Source organism: Pseudomonas sp. KK18 (genome assembly GCF_037094675.1).
Lineage (GTDB): Bacteria > Pseudomonadota > Gammaproteobacteria > Pseudomonadales > Pseudomonadaceae > Aquipseudomonas.
Window position 1 is genome coordinate 5,551,871 of sequence record NZ_CP146605.1, and the last position, 16,922, is coordinate 5,568,792.

The window sequence follows — 16,922 nt, forward strand, 5'->3', positions numbered from 1 at the left end:
CAACTAAAGAGTCCGGCATACAAAATTTGTGTTGGGCGCCCGACTCGCCGGGCACCCAACGGTCCATCAGGCTTGCGTCAGCTTTTTCACCGCACGTTCGAAGCGGTCCAGGCCTTCCTGGATATCGGCATCTTCCACCACCAGGCTCGGGGCGAAACGCACCACATCCGGGCCGGCTTGCAGGATCATCAAGCCTTCGCGCTCAGCGGCGTTGAAGATGTCCTTGGCCTTGCCTTTCCAGGCATCGCTCAGCACGCAACCGAGCAGCAGGCCCAGGCCACGCACTTCGGTGAAGATGCCGTATTGCTGGCCAATCTTCTCCAGACGGGAAACGAACAAGTCGTGCTTGGCGTTAACGCCGGCCAGCACTTCTGGCGTATTGATCACGTCGATCACCGCTTCCGCCACCGCGCACGCCAGCGGGTTGCCGCCGTAGGTGGTGCCGTGGGTGCCGACCACCAGGTGCTTGGCCAGGTCTTCGCGAGTCAGCATGGCGGCGATCGGGAAACCGCCGCCCAGGCTCTTGGCGCTGGTGAGGATGTCCGGCACGACGCCGTAATGCTGGTAGGCGAACAACTCGCCGCTGCGGCCCATGCCGGTTTGCACTTCGTCGAACACCAGCAGCGCGTTGTTCGCGTCGCACAGGTCGCGGGCACCTTGCAGGTACGACAGTTCTGCCGGCAGCACGCCGCCCTCGCCCTGGATCGGCTCCAGCACCACGGCGCAGGTCTTGTCCGAAACGGCGGCTTTCAGCGCCTCCAGATCGTTGTAAGGCACGTGGGTGATGCCGACGATCTTCGGACCGAAGCCGTCGGAGTACTTCGACTGGCCACCCACGTTCACGGTGAACAGGGTCCGGCCGTGGAAGCTGTTCAGCGCGGCGATGATTTCGTATTTCTCGGTGCCGAAGCGGTCGAACGCGACACGACGGGCCAACTTGAAGGCGGCCTCGTTGGCTTCGGCGCCGGAGTTGCAGAAGAACACACGCTCGGCAAACGTGGCGTCGATCAGCTTATGGGCCAGGCGCAGGGCCGGCTCATTGGTGAAGACGTTGGACACGTGCCACAGCTTGTTGGCCTGTTCGGTCAGTGCACCGACCAGCGCCGGGTGGGCGTGGCCCAATACGTTGACCGCGATGCCGCCGGCAAAGTCGATCAGCTCTCGGCCCGCCTGGTCCCATACGCGCGAACCTGCGCCACGCACGGGGATGAAAGCGGCAGGTGCGTAGTTGGGAACCATGACCTGGTCGAAATCGGCACGTTGCACCGGGGCTTGCTCAACGGACATCGGAGTCTCCTGAAGAGGAACGCCTGCCTGAAACTGGCGGGCGATGCAGGGATTGTAAGGACAGTTTTCAGCGCGGCCTTGCCGCCAAGCGACAACTTCTTATAGCGCCAACCCGCGATTTTCGCGGGTTTACGCCAATGCGACAAATAGCATCGCAATGGCGCAGTTTAAACCGCCCGGGCCGGTTTTGGGCGGTCGGTGAGGCACAACTATCCAATGCCGTCGCCGATGGCCGTTTTGGTCTGCTGTTGATCTCATCCGCGCACAGGAACAGCGCCATCGCCTGGAGATGCCGGCCGAGCACTGATGCCTAGCCGCGCTCGGACGGCACCGACGACAATTCGAACGGGCTGCTGCTGCGGCGCTGGTTGCGGTCTTCACGAGGGGTGGCGCCGAAGAAGTTGCGGTAGGCGCTGGAGAAGTGCGGCCCCGAGGAGAAGCCGCAGGACAGGCCGATCTGGATGATCGACTTGCTGGTTTGCATGAGCATCTGGCGGGCCTTGTTCAGGCGCAGTTCCAGGTAGTACTGGCTGGGGACGCGATTGAGGTATTGCTTGAAGATCCGCTCGAGCTGTCGTCGGGATACGCACACGTGCTGGGCGATTTCGTCGGTGGTCAGCGGTTCTTCAATGTTGGCTTCCATCAGCAACACGGCCTGGGTCAGCTTTGGATGGCTGGAGCCCAGGCGGTTTTGCAGCGGGATGCGCTGGCGCTCGCCGCCCTCACGGATGCGCTCTACCACCAGTTCTTCCGAGACTGCGCCGGCCAGTTCAGCGCCGTGGTCACGGGCCAGCACCGCCAGCAGCAGGTCGAGTACCGACATGCCACCGCAGGCGGTCAGGCGGTCACGGTCCCAGTCGAACAGATGGCTGGTGGCGATGACCTTGGGGAAACGCTCGGCGAAATCGTCCTGCCAGCGCCAGTGCACAGCGGCGCGGTAACCGTCGAGCAGACCGAGCTGGGCCAGCGGATACACACCGGCCGACAGGCCGCCGATCACACACCCGGCACGCACCAGTTGCTTGAGGGCGGTGCTGAGCTGGGAGGCGATGACGGTCGGTGGTTCATCCGCCAGCAGGAACAGCTTTTGAAAGCCTTCCAGCTTGCCGGCCCAGGGCTCACCCGGCAGTTGCCAGGCGCCGTCGATTGGCGGTTCGGCCTGCAAAAACGAGAGTTCGTACACCACGTCCGGATGCACCCGCTGAGCAACGCGCAAGGCCTCCTCAGCCAGCGCAAGCGTCAGTGCTTTAGTGCTGGGCCAAATCAGGAAACCAATTCGATGGGCAGTCATGGAGTGCTATCCGAAGCGAGTAACAGTAATGAAGACAAAGGCCAATGCTAGCCCGTAAACCAACACAAATCTCTAAAGCGGGTGAAGATCCAAATGTGGGAGCGGGCTTGCTCGCGAATGCGGTGGATCAGTCACCGGATGTATCAACTGATACACCGCTTTCGCGAGCAAGCCCGCTCCCACAGGGGATTGGGCAACCTCAGGATTGTGAAGCTTGCACTAATTCAGTGCATAAAAGCAGTTCTGTTTACTTCAAGCTGCCGGAAAGAAACTGCTGCAAACGCTCGGACTGTGGGTTGACCAGCACTTCGCGCGGGTTGCCACGCTCTTCGACGATGCCTTTGTGCAGGAACACCAGTTGGTTGGAGACTTCACGGGCAAAGCCCATTTCGTGGGTCACCACCACCATGGTCCGGCCTTCCTGGGCCAGGTCCTGCATCACCTTGAGCACTTCGCCCACCAGCTCCGGGTCAAGGGCCGAGGTGGGTTCGTCGAACAGCATCACCTCAGGCTCCATCGCCAGCGCACGGGCAATCGCCACGCGCTGCTGCTCGCCGCCGGACATGTGGCCAGGGAACGCATCCTTGCGATGGCCCACGCCGACTTTGGCCAGGTAGTGCTCGGCCTTTTCCCGGGCGTCTTTTTTCGACATGCCCAAGACGTGCACCGGTGCTTCCATGACGTTTTCCAGCGCGGTCATGTGGGACCACAGGTTGAAATGCTGGAACACCATCGACAGTCGCGAACGCATGCGTTGCAGCTGTTTCGGGTCCGCGGCCTTCATGGCGCCGTCCTTGTTGGCCACCAGTTTCAGCTCTTCGTTATTGAGCAGAATCTTGCCGGCGTGGGGCTGCTCCAGCAGGTTGATGCAGCGCAAAAAGGTACTTTTGCCCGAGCCACTGGACCCGATGATGCTGATCACATCACCGGCCGCGGCGGCCAGGGACACACCTTTGAGCACTTCATGACTGCCATAGCGTTTATGCAGGTCTTGGACTTCAAGTTTGTACATGCGGTCGGTTCTCACAAAAACAGTTGGTCAGTCGTTGAGCAAGCGCCCGTGCCGCAGCGCTTCGCGCCCCGCCACCTTGGCCAGCCAGAAACCCGCTTGGGCATAACGTAGCCGTTCAACGGCAAACAGCACCCCAGGCGTGCCCGCGCAAACAATGCTCACGCGGTCGGACAAGGGATCGATCACTTCAAATATCGGGTCGCCGGCTTCGACTACGTCACCGGCTTTACGCAGGTAGCTGATCACGCCGGCGTGGGGCGCGAACAACAACTCGGTGCCTTCGAAAGGCAGGCCTTCACAGGGTTCGTGCTGCGGCGCGGGCCATTCACCACGGATCAGGCCTTGCTCGGCGAGGAACGCCAGGATGCCTTCAGCGTGGAAAATCGCTTCGTCACGGCCAGTATCGGCCTGGCCACCCAGCTCCAGAGTCGTCGCCAGGCACGCCAGGGGAATCTGCGCCTCGGGGAACGCCCGGGCCAGCCGCAGCCACGGTAGCGAGCAGGCTTCGTCAAACGAACTGCCGCCGGAATCTTCCGCCAGCAGGCCGACCTTCACATTCAGGTGCGCCGACAGCGAACGCCACTGCGGCCAGTGTTGCGGCAGCGCGTACATGTGCAACGCGGCTTCGGCGTCGCAATGCAGGTCGAGGACCACGTCGGCGGTGCAGGCATGGCTCAGCAACACCCGCTGCATGCCTTGCAACTGGCTGCTCGGCGCCGGCAACGCATTGAGCGCATCGCTCATGGCCTGGCGGATCAAGCGCACATTGGCGTGAGGATCATCCCCCAGCTTGCCGTTGAGCAACTCGGTAACCGGCTCGCTCAACTCAACGAAGTCGCGGTTGAAATTCTTGCCGCTGCCGATCTCGAAACGGCCCTGGTGACTGCCTTGCAGCAGTTGCCCCAGGCCCATCGGATTGGCGACGGGAACCAGCTCGATCACGCCGTTGAGGGCGCCTTGATGTTCCAGTTCCGTCAGGCGCTTTTTCAGCTCCCAGGCGGCGCGCATGCCGGGCAATTCATCCGCGTGCAGGCTGGCCTGGATATAAGCCTTGCGCTCGCCGCTACCGAAACGAAACACCGTCAGCTGGCGTTCGCAGCCCAGGTGACCCCAGGGCAACAGGTGATCGATACGTTCCATATCAATGCTTCCGTGGAGCCAGGTAGCTCAGCCAGCGGCCTTCGGCCAACTTGAACAGGCGCACCAGGATAAAGGTCAGGCACAGGTAGAACGCACCCGCCGTGATATAGGCTTCGAACGGCAAGTAGTACTGGGCGTTCACCGTGCGCGCGGCACCGGTGATGTCGATCAGGGTGACGATGGAGGCAAGGCTCGTGGTCTGGAGCATCATGATCACTTCGTTGCTGTATTGCGGCAGCGCCCGGCGCAGGGCCGATGGCAGCAGGATCCGGCGATACAGCTTGTAGCGCGACATGCCCATGGCCTTGGCTGCCTCGATCTCGCCGTGGGGCGTGGCCTTGAGGCTGCCGGCGATGATCTCGGCGGTGTAGGCGCTGGTGTTCACGGCAAACGCCAGGCAGGCGCAGAAGGTCGCGCTGGACAGCAGTGGCCACAGGAAGCTTTCGCGCACCACTTCGAACTGGGCCAGGCCGTAGTAGATCAAGAACAGCTGCACCAGCATCGGCGTGCCGCGAATCACATAGGTGTAGAGCCAGGCAACACCGTTGACGATCGGCTGCTTGGACACGCGCATCAGGCCCAGGGGCAAGGCCGCGAGCAAACCGAAGAACAGCGAAATGGCCAGCAGTTTCAGGGTGGTCAGCAAGCCGCCGAGGTACAGCGGCATGGCCTCCCAGATGACGTTGTAGTCGAAGATCATAGATCAGCCGCCTTTACGCCTACCGAGTAGCGCTTCTCAAGATGACGCAGGGCCAGCAACGACACGCTGGTGATCACCAGGTACATCGCCGCCACTGCGAGGAAGAAGGTAAAAGGTTCGCGGGTGGCGTCTGCCGCCTGCTTGGCCTTGAACATCATGTCTTGCAGGCCCACCACCGAAATCAATGCGGTAGCCTTGGTCAGTACCAGCCAGTTGTTGGTAAACCCGGGGATCGCCAGCCGAATCATCTGCGGCACCATCACCCGGAAAAACACCTGGAACGGGCTCATGCCATACGCCAGGCCGGCTTCGGCCTGGCCCTTGGGAATGGCCATGAAGGCGCCACGGAAGGTTTCCGAAAGGTAGGCGCCAAAGATGAAACCCAGGGTGCCGATACCGGCGGCCAAGGGGTTCAAGTCAATGTAGTCGTTGTAGCCGAGCAACGGCGCAACGCGGTTAAGCAGGTCCTGACCGCCGTAGAAAATCAGCAGGATCAGCACCAGGTCGGGGATCCCGCGGATCACCGTGGAGTACAGGTCGCCCAGCCAGGCCAACCAGCGCACCGGCGAGAGGCGCAACGCGACCCCGATCAGACCCAGAACAATGGCCAAGGCCATGGACGACAAGGCGAGCTGAAGCGTCAACCATGCGCCATCGAGGATGACAGCCCCGTAGCCTTTCAACATGATTCAGGTCCTCGAAAAGGGGGATGAAAAAATGGCGCAAACTTCAGAGATCCTGGTGCTTGCGCCATTCTGGACAGACAGCTGCGACGGTTTACTTGGCTTCTGGGCCGTAAATGTCGAAGTTGAAGTACTTGTCCTGGATTGCCTTGTACTTGCCGTTGGCACGGATCGCAGCGATTGCAGCGTTGATGCGGTCCAGGTTTTCCTTGTCGCCTTTACGTACCGCGATGCCGATACCGTCGCCGAAGTACTTGGCGTCAGTGAAGGCCGGGCCGGTGAACGCGTAGCCTTTACCGGCTGGCGTGTCGAGGAAGCCTTCCTGCAACAGGGTGGCGTCGGCTACGGTGCCATCAAGGCGACCGGCTTCTACGTCCAGGTAAATTTCGTTCTGCGAGCTGTAAGGAACAATGGTGGCGCCTTTGGGAGCCAGCACTTCCTTGGCGAAACGGTCGTGGATCGAACCGCGCTGCACGCCGATTTTCTTGCCTTTCAATTCATCCAGGCTGTCGCTGACGGCAGTGCCTTCCTTCAATACCAGGCGAGCTGGGGTCAGGTAGTAGCGGTTGGTGAAGTCCACGGACTTCTTGCGATCGTCGGTGATGGACATCGAGGACAGGATGGCGTCGATCTTGCGCACTTTCAGCGCCGGGATCAGGCCGTCGAATTCCTGCTCGACCCAGGTGCACTTGACCTGCATCTGCTCACACAGGGCGTTGCCGATGTCGTAGTCAAAACCGACGATGCTGCCGTCCGGTGCCTTGGAGGCAAACGGAGGGTAAGCCGCTTCAATACCAATCTTCAGTGGCTTGCCTTCGGCGAAAGCCTGCATGGACAGCACGGACAGCGCCAGGGCGCCCAACAGCACGAGTTTCTTCATCTTGGGACTCCATCGGTATAGGGCAAAACAGCAGTATGAGCCAGGGCCCACGATGCGAATGAGTGAAACCGAATAGCGGTGCTGCGTCCTGCGCCAGTTCAGCATCGGCGACGACGAGCGAGTGATCGGCATTCTAACGACAGGCCGGAAGCCGATATTTCCTCAATGCGACAACAATTTACAGAAGCACCGAGAAAGCGGTTCCAGCACATTGACAGCCTCTTGATTTTATGCAGAGGCAAAAGATATTAAACCTGTTAACGCTGCAAGTTGCGGGCCTATTATTCGCAAACCCTTCTAGCACGGCAAGTGTAGCGTTGGATCTAATTTTTCAGGGCGTCTAAGACGCGGGTTTTCGGGGCAACGGCGTAGCACTTTGCCTCATGTTTGGGCGTGGGGTTACACATTTGCTAGGTTCGGTAACATTCAGAAACTTCCTACAACACAATCCGATATTTATTGGCCTTGTGTAAGTCGCGCCACTGAATGACCAATCTTGGAATGCAATCAAAATGTGGGAGCGGGCTTGCTCGCGAAGGCGGTGTGTCAGTGGGTGATGTGCTGGCTGACACGCCGCCTTCGCGAGCAAGCCCGCTCCCACAGGGGTTATAGGTCGCCTGTCCGATCGCACAAAAAAGCCCCACCCGGCCTACGCCGAATGGGGCTTCGTCCCACAAACCCGCCTTAAGCGACGTTCATGGTCTTGTGCGTCTCGATCAAATGCGCCACCACGCTTGGATCCGCCAGGGTGGAGATATCGCCCAACCCGTCGTATTCAGCGGTGGCAATCTTGCGCAGGATCCGGCGCATGATTTTCCCCGAACGGGTCTTCGGCAAGCCCGGTGCCCACTGGATCACATCCGGTGAAGCAATCGGCCCGATCTCTTTACGCACCCAGTTTTTCAACTCCAGGCGCAACGCTTCATTCGGCTCTTCGCCGTTTTTCAGCGTGACATACACATAGATGCCCTGGCCCTTGATGTCATGAGGCACCCCCACCACCGCCGCTTCCGCGACTTTCGGGTGCGCAACCATGGCGCTCTCAATCTCGGCGGTGCCCATGCGGTGGCCGGAGACGTTCAGCACGTCATCCACCCGCCCGGTGATCCAGTAGTAGCCATCCTCGTCACGGCGCGCACCGTCACCGGTGAAGTACATGCCACGGAAGGTCTTGAAGTAGGTGTCCACAAACCGGTCATGGTCGCCATACAGCGTACGTGCCTGGCCCGGCCACGAATCCAGGATCACCAGGTTACCCTCGGCCACGCCTTCAATCAGGTTGCCGAGGTTGTCCACCAGCGCCGGTACCACCCCAAAGAATGGGCGCGCCGCCGAACCCGGCTTGAGGGCATGGGCGCCCGGCAGCGGGCTCATCATGTTGCCGCCGGTCTCGGTCTGCCACCAGGTGTCCACGATCGGGCAACGGGATTGACCGACGTTCTTGTAGTACCAGTCCCACGCTTCCGGGTTAATCGGCTCACCCACCGAACCCAGCAGGCGCAAGCTGCTGCCATCGGCGCCTTCGCAGGCGGCGGTGCCGGAAGCCATCATGGCGCGGATCGCGGTCGGTGCGGTGTAGAGGATGTTCACTTTGTGCTTGTCGACGATCTTCGCCACCCGGGTGATGTCCGGATAGTTCGGCACGCCTTCGAACATCAGCGTGGTCGCGCCGTTGGCCAGTGGGCCATAGACGATATAGGTGTGGCCGGTGACCCAGCCGACGTCGGCGGTGCACCAGTAAATTTCGCCCGGGCGGTAGTCAAACACGCGCTCGTGGGTCAGGGCTGCGTACAACAGGTAGCCGCCGGTGGTGTGCTGCACGCCCTTCGGCTTGCCGGTGGAGCCGGAGGTGTAAAGGATGAACAGCGCTTCTTCGGCGCCCATCTCTTTCGGCGCACACACGGTGCCCGCCACTTTCATCAGGTCTTCGTACCAGATGTCGCGATGCTGGTTCCACTTGATGTTGCCACCGGTGCGCTTGCACACGATGACTTTCTGGATGCTGCTGGTTTCCGGGTTGGTCAGGGCGTCGTCGACGTTGGCCTTCAGGGAAATCTTCTTGCCGGCACGAATGCCTTCGTCGGCGGTGATCACCACCTTGGATTTGCAGTCGATGATCCGACCGGCCAGGGCCTCTGGCGAGAACCCGCCAAACACCACCGAGTGAATCGCACCAATCCGGGCACAGGCCAGCATGGCGACCGCGGCTTCGGGAATCATCGGCATATAGATAGTCACCACGTCGCCGCGGTGCACATCCTGGCCGCGCAGGGCGTTGGCGAACTTGCAGACTTCTTCATGCAGCTCGCGGTAGGTGATGGTGCGGCTTTCGGCAGGGTCGTCGCCCTCCCAGATGATTGCTGGCTGGTCGCCACGCTCGGCGAGGTGGCGGTCCAGGCAGTTGTAGGAAACGTTGAGGGTGCCGTCGGCAAACCATTTGATGTCGACATGGTGATCGTCGAAGGAGGTCTGCTTCACCGTGGTGAAAGGCTTGATCCAGTCAAGGCGCTTGGCTTGCTCGCGCCAGAAACCGTCGGGGTTGACCACCGACTGCTGGTACATGGCCTTGTAGGTCGCCTCATCGGTCAGCGTATTGGCTGCTACTTCGGGGCGAACGGGGTACAGAGAAGCCGCACTCATCTTTCTTACCTCGGTGACATAGTTGTTGTTGTATGACCCTGTTGTAGCCGGGCCGGACCTATAGAACCATTCGACGATGGTAGTAACAAGCCCCTACAAATTGCCCACCTATCCCCTGGCAGCGCTCTGGCCCGCGGCCCGTGGCGCTTTGCAGGTTTCTGAAAAAACCTTCATTTCGCGATTGTTACAAAAACCACCAATAGTGTTTATCAAAAGCACGGGTATATGAATATAACTCGGACGCCTAAAATCAACCTCGCCATCAAGGCACTGTGATTAACAACGTAACAGCCCCCACGAAGGCAACGTTAATCCGAACTTCCCAATCAAGTTACACACGTGGCCTCACAAGGGCCCCGTGACCCCTTTCGACCGCCAAAAGGTAAATAGTCAAATGAAAGCGTTATTAGTTATGGCCCTTAGCAGCTTGTGCGCCACCGCCGCCCTGGCCGACGAAGCCCCGACTGACGTAGCCAGCCAGAGCACCCCGATTGTTGAGGATTACACTTACAGCACCCATCTGGACGTCGCCAAAGTAGTGTCCATGAGTGAAGTCCCGGATGTATGCAAAGTTGTACCGGTAAAAATGGAATATGAAGACTCACAAGGTCAGCGTCATATTCTTCAATATCAGGTCATGGGTAACGGTTGCTCTAACGGATAATAACTTCGTTAGTTTGAACTGAACCTGATCTTATTCGCCGCAAGAAATCGTTCTTGCGGCAAAGAGCGCTCCCCCCTCGAATCGAATGCTACGATTGTGGCGCCGCCACCTCACCTGCAAGGCAGGATGCATTCATGCGAGCCAGTTTCGAAAAAATCCCCACCGAGGCGAACACCTCCTGGACCCTGCTGAACAGGCGTCTACCGGAGGCGATTCCGTTTGAATGGCATCACCATCCCGAATACGAACTGACCCTCACCCTCAACAGCCGCGGGCACCGCTATATCAGCAACGATGTGGCGCTGTACGATGACGGCGACCTGGTGCTGGTGGGCCCGAACGTGCCCCATAGCTGGTCTTCCGCCGAGCTGATCGACCCCGCCAAACCGCACATTGCCCTGGTCATCTGGTTTTCCGAGGCCTGGGCGGACTCGCTGGTGCAACTGTTTCCGGAGATGGGGTCGACGCGTGCGCTATTGGCTGCAGCGCGACAGGCGTTGAGTTTCAGTGATGCTACGTCCCGGGCGCTGCGCCCGGTGATCGAAGCAATGGTCGAGCAAGACGCTTCCCAGCGACTGATCTCGTTGCTCAGCGTGCTCAACACATTGTCCCGGGATATCGCCGCGCAGCGCATCGCGACGGAAAACGCCGCCCCTCACATCGTTGAAGACGCGCGCATCCGCCGCGTTCTGGACTACCTGCACGGCCACTATGCGCAACCTGTCGGCATTCCCGAGCTGGCGCAAATGGCCTGCGTCAGCGTTTCAGCCTTCCATCGCATGTTCCGCAAACACACACGCTGCACGGCGCTGGACTACATCGTCCGGCTACGCATCGGACATGCTTGCGCTTTATTGATGCGGGGCAACCTGGCGGTCAGCGCGATTTCCGAACAGGTCGGCTATGCCTCCCAGGCGTTGTTCAATCGGCAGTTCAAGGCGCACAAGGGCATGACGCCGTCACAGTTTCGGCTTCAACACGGGCATCACTTTCAATAAGCCGATTCTTCTATACGCCTCGAAACAAACGCCATAATCGTACTACTCAACGCTCCAAATCAGGCTGCCGCCCAAGCAGGCCGGGGTGATTCCATACCTGTATGCACAACAACAAGACAGGTCACCCCATGAGCAACTACCACACCTTCGAATGTGCCGAGCTGCCGGACGACTACAAGCGCAGCATCGTCGCCATGAAAAAGGCCCTGCGCGCGCAGATCGGCGACGTGCCTGGGCTGTTCGCCGAGGTCAGCGAGTTCATCAGGGCTGAAATCGCCTCGATCAAGGCCCAGCAGTCTGCCTGGCCCGAACTCGACTTTGAAACCATCGCCACCGGCCAGGTCACCGAAGCACAACGAGCCCTCATCAAGCGCCGGGGCTGCCTGGTGATCCGCAACCACTTCCCCAGGGAACAGGTGCTGGCGTGGGACAAGAGCCTGCTGGACTACCTCGACCACAACCTTTTCGACGAGGTGTATCGCGGCCCGGCTGACAACTTCTTCGGCAACCTCGAAGCCTCACGCCCGGAAATATTCCCCATCTATTGGTCCGACGCCCAGATGCAACTGCGCCAACACCAGCGCATGGGCGCCGCACAGTCGTTCCTGAACCGCCTGTGGACCTACAACTCCCAAGGCCGGCAATGGTTCGACCCAGACATCAATGCGCTGTACCCCGACCGCGTCCGCCGCCGCCCACCCGGCACCACCTCCAAAGGGCTTGGCCCGCACACCGACTCGGGCGCCCTGGAACGCTGGCTGCACCCGGCCTACCTCAAGGTGTTCGACAAGATCTACCGCAACGACTTCAAGTCCTACGACCCCTGGGACGCCGCCCATCGCACCGAAGTCGATGAATACGCCTACAAGGACACGGTGAAATGCTCGGCCTTCCGCACCTTCCAGGGCTGGACCGCACTGTGCGACATGCAGGCCGACCAGGGCGTGCTGCATACCTTGCCGATCCCCAAAGCCATGGCCTACATGCTGCTGCGCCCATTGCTGGACGATGTCCCCGAGGATGAGCTGTGCGGCGTCGCGCCGGGCAAGGTGCTGCCAGTTTCAGAGAAATGGCACCCGCTGCTGGTCCAGGGCATGACCCCGATTCCGGACGTACAGGCCGGCGATTCGGTGTGGTGGCACTGCGACGTGATCCACAGCGTCGCCCCCGTCGAAAACCAACAGGGCTGGGGCAACGTGATGTACGTGCCCGCCGCGCCCATGTGCCCGAAAAACCTGCGGTACGCCAAGGATGTGCTCAGGGCGTTCGAGCAAGGGGTTTCGCCGGATGACTTTGCCCGGGAGGACTACGAGAAAGAGTGGAAAGACCGCTTCATGACGCCGCAACTGAACACCCTCGGCCGCAAAGGGCTGGGGCTGGAATAAGCACCGCTCCCCAAAACAACAAAAAGGGTTATCCCACATGAAAATCCCCCATCGCCTTGCCGTTGCCATCTCCCTCGCCAGCCTTTGCACGTTCGCCGCTCACGCAGCCGACAGCAAAGGCACTGTTGAAGTCGTCCACTACTGGACCTCGGGCGGGGAAGCCAAGTCTGTGCAGGTGCTGCAACAACTGATCGAGAAAGACGGCTTCACCTGGCAAAACAGTGCCGTGGCCGGCGGCGGTGGCGCTGCTGCCATGACCGTCCTCAAGAGCCGCGCCGTCTCCGGCAACCCGCCCTCTGCCGCGCAGATCAAAGCTCCGGACATTCAGGAGTGGGGCAAGCTGGGCCTGCTGACCAGCGTCGACGACGTCGCCAAGGCCAATCACTGGGACAGCCTGCTGCCCGAAAGCATTGCGCAACTGATGAAATTCGACGGCCACTACGTCGCCGTACCGCTCAACATCCACCGCATCAACTGGTTATGGATCAACCCCGAGGTGCTCAAGAAAGCCGGCGTGTCCAAAGCCCCGGCCACCCTGGAAGAACTCTACGCCGCCGGCGACAAACTCAAGGCCGCCGGCTATATCGCCATCGCCCACGGCGGCCAACCCTGGCAGGACACCACCGTATTTGAAGGCCTGGTGCTCAGCATCCTGGGCGCCGATGGCTTCCAGAAAGCCTTTATCGACAACGACGAAGCCACCTTCACCGGCCCCAAAATGACCGAAGTCTTTGTCGCGCTGCGCAAGTTGAAGACCTACATGGACCCCAATGGCGCAGGTCAGGACTGGAACATGGAAACCGCCAAAGTCATCAATGGCCAGGCCGGCATGCAAATCATGGGGGACTGGGCCAAGAGTGAGTGGACCGCGGCGGGTAAAAAAGCCGGGGCCGATTATGAATGCGTGCCCTTCCCCGGCTCACAAGGCATTTATAGCTACACCATCGACTCACTGGCCATGTTCAAACCGTCCAGTAAAAATGATACGCCGAGCAACAACGCGGCTCGCGACGACCTGGCCAAGATCGCCCTGGAGCCGCAATTCCAGAGCGTGTTCAACCAGAACAAAGGCTCCATCCCGGTGATCAAGGGCCTGGACATGAGCCAGTTCGACAGCTGTGCCCAGGCTTCCGCCAAGGACTTCGCCGAAGCCGAGAACGCCGGCACGCTGGAGCCGAGCATGGCCTTCAACATGTCCACGTCCCAGGCGGTGCAAGGGGCGGTGTTTGATGTGGTCAGCAACTTCATGAGCAATAAAGACGCGGACCCCGCCAAGGCTGGCAAGCAGATGTTTGCCAGCATCAAAGCCGCAGCCCAGTAACCCCCCGCGACCCGTTCTTGCGCCAAACGGCGCAAGAACTTCCAGACCGAATCTGCCCCAGTTCGGCGCGCTGAAACAAACGCCTACCGCCCGTCAAAAAAATCCAAGCCAGGCAAAGCCTTGTAAACCCGGACCTTGGCTGCAAACACCACCATTTTGGCCGCTCACCGAGACCATCCGCCGCAACACAAAGTCGAATTTTTCCCTATAATGCGCGGGTAAATCGGGCCTGCAATATCCCTTTACATGGGGACGAAGAGCCAGACCTGAGGCCCCCGCTGGAGCCAGTAAGCATTGCTCCGCCCCTCAAGCCTCAAGCAGAACACCCGTAACCCTGATTCCGTTTAATGCGTGCGCTAGCTGCAACAAACGATTCCTTAAGATCCACCGCGGCCTTTGGGCCGTGTGAACACCCAACCATCCGGTTTCACACGGGCACCTTAGAGCCCTCACGCAGGAGACGACACGTCATGCTGAGCTGGGACGAGTTCGACAAAGAAGAAGACGGCGAAGTAGTTGCCAAAGGCGCCAACGCCGGCCACGCCACCGAAGCCAACATGGACCGCCTCGACGGCGCCGGCGCTGCTGCCGCCATCGAAGCCCGCGCCGTCACCGCCGCTGACTCCGCCGCCATCGTGCGCGCCAAGGCCGCCCTCGACAAACTCGACGTCGCCGAAGGCCTCGCCGAACTCGAAGGCTCCGCCGCCCGCGTCGCCGTAGACGAAAAGCGCATGATCAACTGCCGCGCCGACCTCAACCAACTCGTACCTTTCAAGTACGACTGGGCCTGGCAGAAATACCTCGACGGCTGCGCCAACCACTGGATGCCGCAAGAGGTCAACATGACCGCCGACATCGCCCTGTGGAAAAACCCGGAAGGCCTGACCGACGACGAGCGTCGCATCGTGATGCGCAACCTCGGCTTCTTCTCCACTGCGGATTCGTTGGTCGCCAACAACCTGGTACTGGCCGTGTACCGCCTGATCACCAACCCGGAGTGCCGCCAGTACATCCTGCGCCAGGCCTTCGAAGAAGCGATCCACACCCACGCCTACCAGTACTGCATCGAATCGCTGGCCATGGATGAAGGCGAGATCTTCAACATGTACCACGAGATTCCATCGGTCGCCAAAAAGGCTGCCTGGGGCTTGAAGTACACCCGTTCGATCTCCGATCCGAAGTTCGAAACCGGTACCGTTGAGACTGACAAAGAGCTGCTGCGCAACCTGGTCGCGTACTACTGCGTCCTGGAAGGCATCTTCTTCTACTGCGGCTTTACCCAGATTTTGTCCATGGGCCGTCGCAACAAAATGACCGGCGTGGCCGAGCAGTTCCAGTACATCCTGCGGGATGAGTCGATGCACCTGAACTTCGGTATCGATGTGATCAACCAGATCAAAATCGAAAACCCGCACTTGTGGGATGCTGAAATGAAGGAAGAAGCGACCCAGATGATCCTGCAAGGGACTCAGTTGGAGATCGAATACGCGCGTGACACCATGCCGCGTGGGGTGTTGGGCATGAATGCGGCGATGATGGAGGACTACCTCAAGTTCATCGCTAACCGTCGTTTGTCGCAGATTGGGTTGAAGGAAGAGTATCCAGGGACGACTAACCCGTTCCCGTGGATGAGCGAGATCATGGACTTGAAGAAAGAGAAGAATTTCTTTGAGACTCGGGTTATTGAGTATCAGACTGGTGGCGCGTTGAGCTGGGATTGAGTAGCAAAGAAATCGTCCCGAGGATCTAGGCGGTGTAATCAAAAAGCCCTGATGTATTCAGGGCTTTTTATTAGGCGAAAATAGTTTGAGAAAAACACAACGTCAGTGGCGATCCATAACCTATGATCCGCAATTAACTTTAAGACTTGTATAGCTTCAGGAAACAAGTAACCTGGCTAAAACAATGAGACGGATTTTCAGATGAGCTCGATACGTGCTTTTGACATGTTTTGCGGGGCTGGTGGCGCAAGCCTCGGTGCGAGGGAGGCAGGAGCAACGATCGTTGGTGGCGTTGACCTATGGAGCCCAGCAGTGGCCTCCTTTAGAAGAAATTTTCCAGAAGCTCATGTATTTGAAAAAGATTTACGTGATCTCACACCTGAAAGCGTTTTAAGTACAACAGGAAAAATTGATTTATTAATATCTTCTCCTGAATGTACCCACCATACTTGCGCAAGGGGAAGCAAGCCGAGATCCGAAGAAAGTAAAGATACCGCCTTTCAAGTAATTCGTTATGCAGAAGTTTTAAAACCTCGCTGGATAACGCTAGAAAACGTTGTTCATATGAAACCTTGGGCACGCTATGACGAGCTAAAATCAGAACTAGCCAGACTTAACTACAAGGTGCGCGAGCAAGTAATTGACGCTTCTTACTTCGGAGTGGCACAACGAAGAAAACGTCTTTTTATGATTGCAGACTTATATAACGAACCTGAAATTATTCTGCCTCACGACTCGCCTACGAAAAATGTATGGAGCATCTTAGACCGCAGCGGTAAATACTCGATGACACCTCTAAGGATTCCTCGCAGGGCGAAAGGCACCCTCGAAAGGGCAGATAGAGCTATCAAGGAGTTGGGACCCAATGAGTCATTTCTGATCGTTTACTACGGAAATGACGGTAGTGGTGGATGGCAGCGCATGGACGTCCCGTTACGAACAGTGACCACCGTTGATCGCTTTGCTTTCGTGACGCCCACTGAGGCCGGGCACATGATGAGAATGCTCCAGCCAGACGAGCTGCGACAAGCAATGGGCTTTCCTGCCCACTATAAATTCCCAGACGTCTCCAGACGGGAAAGGGTCAAACTCATGGGAAATGCTGTTTGCTCGCCGGTCATGGAGGCCATAGTGAAATCACTTAGCAAGCAGCTTGACAGCGGCCACGTGGACGATGCAGCCTGATTCCATATTGCCACA

Annotated in this window: 14 protein-coding genes; 6 read left to right on the forward strand and 8 right to left on the reverse strand. The window is 59.1% G+C overall.

The genetic code is table 11. The features are described from left to right. Positions 1-66: 66 nt before the first annotated feature. The 8 genes from V6607_RS24995 to acs all read right to left on the reverse strand — a co-directional run bounded on the left by V6607_RS24995 (position 67) and on the right by acs (position 9,633). Positions 67-1,287, reverse strand: coding sequence for an aspartate aminotransferase family protein (locus V6607_RS24995; RefSeq protein WP_003214332.1), 1,221 nt, complete (start codon positions 1,285-1,287; stop codon positions 67-69). A gap of 310 nt (positions 1,288-1,597) precedes the next feature. Beyond that, positions 1,598-2,578 (reverse strand): GlxA family transcriptional regulator, encoded by a 981-nt coding sequence (locus V6607_RS25000; protein WP_003214334.1) that lies wholly within the window; start codon positions 2,576-2,578, stop codon positions 1,598-1,600. A 247-nt stretch (positions 2,579-2,825) separates the two neighbouring features. Further along, on the reverse strand, positions 2,826-3,590 hold the full coding sequence (locus V6607_RS25005) for an ATP-binding cassette domain-containing protein (RefSeq protein ID WP_003214336.1): 765 nt from the start codon (positions 3,588-3,590) through the stop codon (positions 2,826-2,828). A 27-nt stretch (positions 3,591-3,617) separates the two neighbouring features. Continuing rightward, the gene (locus V6607_RS25010; RefSeq protein WP_134327170.1) at positions 3,618-4,730 is read right to left on the reverse strand and encodes a succinylglutamate desuccinylase/aspartoacylase family protein; all 1,113 of its coding nucleotides are present in this window, start codon (positions 4,728-4,730) and stop codon (positions 3,618-3,620) included. Between the two features lies 1 nt (position 4,731). Further along, complete coding sequence (locus V6607_RS25015; RefSeq protein WP_003214339.1) at positions 4,732-5,430, reverse strand: ABC transporter permease; 699 nt, start codon at positions 5,428-5,430, stop codon at positions 4,732-4,734. After that, positions 5,427-6,116, reverse strand: a complete 690-nt coding sequence (locus V6607_RS25020; protein WP_003214341.1) for an ABC transporter permease — start codon at positions 6,114-6,116, stop codon at positions 5,427-5,429. Before V6607_RS25020 ends, V6607_RS25015 begins: the two co-directional genes overlap by 4 nt. A gap of 91 nt (positions 6,117-6,207) precedes the next feature. Then, positions 6,208-6,993, reverse strand: a complete 786-nt coding sequence (locus V6607_RS25025) for an ABC transporter substrate-binding protein (protein ID WP_003214343.1) — start codon at positions 6,991-6,993, stop codon at positions 6,208-6,210. 684 nt (positions 6,994-7,677) lie between these two features. Continuing rightward, positions 7,678-9,633: an acetate--CoA ligase gene (acs, locus tag V6607_RS25030; RefSeq protein ID WP_003214346.1), complete on the reverse strand. Its 1,956-nt coding sequence runs from the start codon at positions 9,631-9,633 to the stop codon at positions 7,678-7,680. A 394-nt stretch (positions 9,634-10,027) separates the two neighbouring features. Between acs and V6607_RS25035 the strand changes: the two genes are divergently transcribed. The 6 genes from V6607_RS25035 to V6607_RS25060 all read left to right on the forward strand — a co-directional run bounded on the left by V6607_RS25035 (position 10,028) and on the right by V6607_RS25060 (position 16,907). Further along, a complete protein-coding gene (locus V6607_RS25035) occupies positions 10,028-10,297 on the forward strand; it encodes a DUF2790 domain-containing protein (RefSeq protein ID WP_008435250.1) in 270 nt (89 codons plus the stop codon). Between the two features lie 134 nt (positions 10,298-10,431). Then, positions 10,432-11,295: an AraC family transcriptional regulator gene (locus V6607_RS25040; RefSeq protein ID WP_008435249.1), complete on the forward strand. Its 864-nt coding sequence runs from the start codon at positions 10,432-10,434 to the stop codon at positions 11,293-11,295. Between the two features lie 128 nt (positions 11,296-11,423). Then, positions 11,424-12,680, forward strand: a complete 1,257-nt coding sequence (locus V6607_RS25045; protein ID WP_134327171.1) for a DUF1479 domain-containing protein — start codon at positions 11,424-11,426, stop codon at positions 12,678-12,680. 37 nt (positions 12,681-12,717) lie between these two features. Further along, complete coding sequence (locus V6607_RS25050; RefSeq protein ID WP_134327172.1) at positions 12,718-14,001, forward strand: ABC transporter substrate-binding protein; 1,284 nt, start codon at positions 12,718-12,720, stop codon at positions 13,999-14,001. Positions 14,002-14,471: 470 nt separating this feature from the next. After that, positions 14,472-15,722: a ribonucleotide-diphosphate reductase subunit beta gene (locus V6607_RS25055; RefSeq protein ID WP_023659243.1), complete on the forward strand. Its 1,251-nt coding sequence runs from the start codon at positions 14,472-14,474 to the stop codon at positions 15,720-15,722. Between the two features lie 201 nt (positions 15,723-15,923). Then, entirely contained in the window at positions 15,924-16,907 is a 984-nt protein-coding gene (locus V6607_RS25060; RefSeq protein ID WP_134327173.1) for a DNA cytosine methyltransferase, read from the forward strand. Positions 16,908-16,922: the final 15 nt, after the last annotated feature.

Bases quoted from the DNA above. Each gene is read 5' to 3' on its own strand.
- V6607_RS25000 (WP_003214334.1), bottom strand. From the start codon at position 2,578: ATGACTGCCCATCGAATTGGTTTCCTGATTTGGCCCAGCACTAAAGCA.
- V6607_RS25050 (WP_134327172.1), top strand. From the start codon at position 12,718: ATGAAAATCCCCCATCGCCTTGCCGTTGCCATCTCCCTCGCCAGCCTT.
- V6607_RS25055 (WP_023659243.1), top strand. From the start codon at position 14,472: ATGCTGAGCTGGGACGAGTTCGACAAAGAAGAAGACGGCGAAGTAGTT.
- V6607_RS25060 (WP_134327173.1), top strand. From the start codon at position 15,924: ATGAGCTCGATACGTGCTTTTGACATGTTTTGCGGGGCTGGTGGCGCA.
- V6607_RS24995 (WP_003214332.1), bottom strand. From the start codon at position 1,287: ATGTCCGTTGAGCAAGCCCCGGTGCAACGTGCCGATTTCGACCAGGTC.
- V6607_RS25015 (WP_003214339.1), bottom strand. From the start codon at position 5,430: ATGATCTTCGACTACAACGTCATCTGGGAGGCCATGCCGCTGTACCTC.
- V6607_RS25045 (WP_134327171.1), top strand. From the start codon at position 11,424: ATGAGCAACTACCACACCTTCGAATGTGCCGAGCTGCCGGACGACTAC.
- V6607_RS25020 (WP_003214341.1), bottom strand. From the start codon at position 6,116: ATGTTGAAAGGCTACGGGGCTGTCATCCTCGATGGCGCATGGTTGACG.
- V6607_RS25035 (WP_008435250.1), top strand. From the start codon at position 10,028: ATGAAAGCGTTATTAGTTATGGCCCTTAGCAGCTTGTGCGCCACCGCC.
- V6607_RS25025 (WP_003214343.1), bottom strand. From the start codon at position 6,993: ATGAAGAAACTCGTGCTGTTGGGCGCCCTGGCGCTGTCCGTGCTGTCC.
- acs (WP_003214346.1), bottom strand. From the start codon at position 9,633: ATGAGTGCGGCTTCTCTGTACCCCGTTCGCCCCGAAGTAGCAGCCAAT.
- V6607_RS25010 (WP_134327170.1), bottom strand. From the start codon at position 4,730: ATGGAACGTATCGATCACCTGTTGCCCTGGGGTCACCTGGGCTGCGAA.
- V6607_RS25040 (WP_008435249.1), top strand. From the start codon at position 10,432: ATGCGAGCCAGTTTCGAAAAAATCCCCACCGAGGCGAACACCTCCTGG.
- V6607_RS25005 (WP_003214336.1), bottom strand. From the start codon at position 3,590: ATGTACAAACTTGAAGTCCAAGACCTGCATAAACGCTATGGCAGTCAT.